The organism is Psychromonas sp., assembly GCF_983033635.1.
On record NZ_CEZLMY010000237.1, the window covers coordinates 1 to 4,250 of the forward strand.

Sequence of the window (4,250 nt, forward strand, 5' to 3'; positions counted from 1 at the left end):
TCCTTATACTTAGCCTGTTGAATATAAACTAAAGAGAACTGATGAAACACGAAGAGATATGGAATGACTTCTGCTCACAACAGAAAGTTATTGAACAGGCGGTTCCTTTATTTGAAACAAGCAATGAACTGTCGGTTAGAACACATGAAATAGGAAGAACCAATAAACGAAGAGTCCTTTCTCGTAATAAAAGCATGGAATGTTTAGTCATTGAACAGACAGACTTGCTTATCACTGACCTTGAGAATAGCTCACAGCAGTACGATGGTCTGATCTATATGATGTTCTTCATTGAGGATGATTCAGTTAAGCCGCTGTATATAGGGAAAACAGAATCAAAGGGTAGAAAGAACCCGCTATCAGCTAATATTAAGAAACTGAGAACGGATAAAGGCAAGTTTGCCCGTTGGGGTGATAACTACCAGTATCATATTGGTGATCTCAGTGCTGTATCTGTTCCTGGCCACAATGAAAAATACCGGACATATAAATACAAGGATTGGGCTGATGCGCTGTTTACTGATTACCCAAGCAATAATCCAACCCTGAAGCAGCAGGTCTATTTCTGGTGTACAGCATGGAACAAAAGCAGTGTGGGTATATGGGAGAGTTTCGGTGAAACAAGACTTACCTTTTTAGAATACTTAATGATTGGTGTTGCTAGTTCAGCATTTTCTGACGTGTTATTGAATCGAGAAGGGCAGAATAGAGTTTAGAGAAGCACAGGGGGTCTGTAACAAGCGTTCTCTTCTGTGATGAGCAAGTACAACAATAGACTTAGGTTATCTTATAATCGCATTTAAAAGCTTTGCTATATACGGAAGTCCTAGAACAAGTATAAGTGTGGGTATGGTGTTGTCATTGAGTTTGTCCTGTTTTGAAACGCTCTTATACTTAGCCGAGTTTATTGATCTGAAAACGGCTAATAAATACATAATCGCCGCTATAGCAAGTAGCTCATAGAGAATACTTTCTGATAATCATGTAACGACCAGAGATTCAACTGAACATTTCGGTATCCGTTTGTTTGAATAAAGATAACATTAGCTGTTAACAATATTAGGTGTACTGGTTCATGCTCGATCTGACTAGATCATACAACGAGCGCAGGCCATTTCGCATGGAATCGGAAAAAAGCGAACATTATGTCAAAAGCGAAATATTGATGATAATACAATATTAGAACTCGAACTGCGGGCGTTTGTGAGTTAGCTTTCTAAGTCGTAAAGGGGCACATAGCGCCCTAAATTATTTGCACTAATTATCTGTTGAGACTACCCCATTTACGCTCGCTTTCTCTCAAGAGTGAGCGTAAAGGCAAAATCTGATCCCAAGAATTATCGTTTATGGTTAAAGTAGATGCAGATTTTTATCCAATAGGTATATGCGTTAATTGTTTTGTCTGCATAGAACTTAAAACGCATGTTTTCGGCACCATTTTTTAAAAATGGAGACTTCATTTATTTCTCCTTACCACACAATAAGACATGGATTTATATACAGTGTAGGTGTGATTCCGTATTTTCACTGTTAATACGGAATGATTCTGTCTATCCACATGATTAAGTTTTGATTGTTTGCTTTAAGGTGTTGATTTGAAGTTTTATTAGAGTATTGTTAAACCAATTTTGACAAATTAATGTATTCCGTATTTCCACCGAAAATGCGGAATGATTCTGTATAATAAGCTGTTAAAAGGCTTAGCGATCATGCTATCTCTACACAACTAAATGGATGAATAATGTCAAGCAATGGAAATGCTACTGAAAACCTTTCGATAATTTGGACATTATCGTTATTTTCTTTACCAATACTGATCCCTTCAATTTTTTTAAGCGATGTATATATGGTAAATAATGGGGAGAACGAATTTGGATCGATGATATTTACGGCAAGTGTTTTAACTTCCTTGTTGTTTTCATTTATAAATATTATTTTTTCTATATTTACGCTGTCAGTAATTATTATGTTATCTAGGTTTCTTGGTAAATATCATGTTTAATAATTTGATGTGCTAAATAGCCTTTTAACAAGCCGTTAAAGTGCGACCAAATACAGTTGGCTATTTTCGCTGCGCTCAAGTCTAGCCAACAATATTTTGCGCCTTAACAGGGGCGTTATATGAAGACTCTGGAGGTATAAAGATTGAAACGAGATTGGCAGCAATACCTAACACAGGTTGAATTGGAAGAACTAAAAAAAATTTCGGAGGAAGGGAAGCTTTCTAGTCAGTATACAATTCATGATCACGAATTGGCTTTTAAGCAAGCGAAAAATCACTCGAAAGAATATGGAAAGCAAATAAAGCCTTATATCGAATTGGCTCATAAAAGAAAGGAAAACCAAGAGTCTTTTGAATATATCCAGGCTAAACGAAGCCTGTCTTATTCCAGAATTTTCTTAGATAAAGTGTTGGGTATGGCTGCTGGATTTGTTGTTGTCGCGGTTTTATTTGTAATATACAACTTCCTTCGTTGAACTATTCATATAACAAGGCGTTGAAATCGGACGCTAAAATAGTGCGCAATTTTTGCAAAAAGACCGCAAAAATGTCGCCCAATTTCATCGCCGTTTAACGCGGCGTTGGTATGACTTCCCACGTCAATATAAATATTACTTTTCCTTGCTCAGTAAATTAGAGCCTTCAATTTTTCTCTGTTATTAAGAGAATTAACGCACAGAATGAAGCAAGTAATTTCGTCGGTTATCATGCTGATATTCGTGGATTACTAACCTATTGGTTAGCAGCGCCTACCTTACTTATTTCGTCGTGGCACCTGTCTTCAGTCTATGTTCGTGGTTCAACGATAATGGATTTCGTTGCCTTCATAACGCCGTCGGTGGTTGTGCCACACCCGATGCTTGATCCTGTACGCTAATTCTAAACTCTTCTTCATGCGGGTAACCTTGCTATGCGTGCTCTGATATCAACGGGGCTTAATACAACCTCTCGCGCAATAGCCCAAATATAGGCAGCCATTTCTCTGGCGATTGCAGTGACCACAACATTACGATGTTTACCTTTATGCATTAAACGTTGGTATCGTCGACAAAGCCTGCATTGAGCGAGCCAAGCGATATCAATGATTTGCTTCGGTAAGCCTTCTTGTCTCAATTGCATTTCTTTGGATATTTTTGCCGTATATTTATAAGTGTGTGCACCTTCGACCAGTAGTCTTCTTGCACGGCTATTACCACATTTGGTAATAGCACCAAGTCGGCGCTTTCCACCGCTTGAATGTTCACTTGGAACAAGCCCAAGATAGCTCATTAACTTCCTAGGATGATCAAATCGCGTTAAATCGCCTAGCTCTGCAATAACGCCTGTTGCAATTAACAGCCTGACACCGCGCATTGCTTGTAATGCTTTTACAACGGGGTAATAGCGCCAGTTTTTTACTTGGTGTGTTAACTCGTTATCTAGGCGTTTTAATCGCTTTATGCGCTCAGTTATCGTTGAAACAGCTTCTTGTAAAACAATTTGCTGGCAGGGTGAGGGTAATATGAGTTCAGCGAGCCACCTTAAGTGCTGTAATGACCAATTATCTTTGACCGTTGCATTGATGTTGTTGCGAAGCAGTAACGCTTTAAGTTGATATTTTGCATCTTTAAGATCTTTCATTGCAGTTTCACGTGCACGAGAGAGATCACGCACCGCTTCATCTTCAGGCTCGGGGACATAGATGGGGGTTAAATCTTCCGATTTGAGTAGCTTAGCTAATTTTAGTGCGTCTCTTTTATCTGTTTTAATGTGGTCGCCAGGCTTTTGGGGGATCAAAGATGGGGCAATCACATAACAGCATTGGTTAAGGCTGGTTAACAATCGGTATATCCAGTAACCACATGGCCCAGCTTCATAAACGAAATGGAGGGTTGCCTGCGGATATTTCGACTGTAATTGCCGTACTAACTTTTTAAATGCCATCTTGTTACTGAAAATTCGTCCTAAACGAATCGGTTTCGCACCACGAATATCTTCGATGTATGCGACTTCAGTAAAGGTTTTGTGTGTATCTAACCCAATGAAAAGTATGCTATGTTTATTCATGCTAGCCTCCACATTATATTATTGGTAGATATATTATGGCTCTGGTTTTCAACTAACCCACGGTAGAGGCTAGCACCTTAGTGGGAGTCATTATGTCTATGTGCCGTAATGGTAGCGTAGTTGCGCAATTAGAATTGTTTCATCTTTATGTTTGTAAACAATTCGATGCTCATCATTAATACGACGTGACCAATATCCAGAT

Annotated in this window: 5 protein-coding genes; 2 read left to right on the plus strand and 3 right to left on the minus strand. The window is 38.7% G+C overall.

The genetic code is table 11. The features are described from left to right. The first annotated feature begins 41 nt into the window (after positions 1-41). On the plus strand, positions 42-716 hold the full coding sequence (locus tag AC4GME_RS17660) for a hypothetical protein (protein ID WP_490378608.1): 675 nt from the start codon (positions 42-44) through the stop codon (positions 714-716). A 621-nt stretch (positions 717-1,337) separates the two neighbouring features. Here AC4GME_RS17660 and AC4GME_RS17665 read toward each other — a convergent pair. Next, positions 1,338-1,460 carry a phage integrase N-terminal SAM-like domain-containing protein gene (locus AC4GME_RS17665; RefSeq protein WP_490378607.1) on the minus strand — a complete coding sequence of 41 codons (123 nt, stop codon included), beginning with the start codon at positions 1,458-1,460 and terminating at the stop codon, positions 1,338-1,340. 685 nt (positions 1,461-2,145) lie between these two features. Here AC4GME_RS17665 and AC4GME_RS17670 point away from each other — a divergent pair. Further along, positions 2,146-2,478, plus strand: a complete 333-nt coding sequence (locus tag AC4GME_RS17670) for a hypothetical protein (RefSeq protein ID WP_490379926.1) — start codon at positions 2,146-2,148, stop codon at positions 2,476-2,478. 415 nt (positions 2,479-2,893) lie between these two features. Here AC4GME_RS17670 and AC4GME_RS17675 read toward each other — a convergent pair whose 3' ends face one another. Together AC4GME_RS17675 and AC4GME_RS17680 are read right to left on the minus strand one after the other, a co-directional pair. Continuing rightward, positions 2,894-4,048: an IS110 family RNA-guided transposase gene (locus AC4GME_RS17675; RefSeq protein ID WP_490379927.1), complete on the minus strand. Its 1,155-nt coding sequence runs from the start codon at positions 4,046-4,048 to the stop codon at positions 2,894-2,896. Between the two features lie 96 nt (positions 4,049-4,144). After that, on the minus strand, positions 4,145-4,250 hold a 106-nt coding region (locus AC4GME_RS17680), incomplete at its 5' end, for a type II toxin-antitoxin system YoeB family toxin (protein ID WP_490379928.1).

What these genes read in the sequence shown, in the direction of transcription:
- AC4GME_RS17660 (WP_490378608.1), top strand. Translation starts at nt 42, where the DNA reads ATGAAACACGAAGAGATATGGAATGACTTCTGCTCACAACAGAAAGTT.
- AC4GME_RS17665 (WP_490378607.1), bottom strand. Translation starts at nt 1,460, where the DNA reads ATGAAGTCTCCATTTTTAAAAAATGGTGCCGAAAACATGCGTTTTAAG.
- AC4GME_RS17675 (WP_490379927.1), bottom strand. Translation starts at nt 4,048, where the DNA reads ATGAATAAACATAGCATACTTTTCATTGGGTTAGATACACACAAAACC.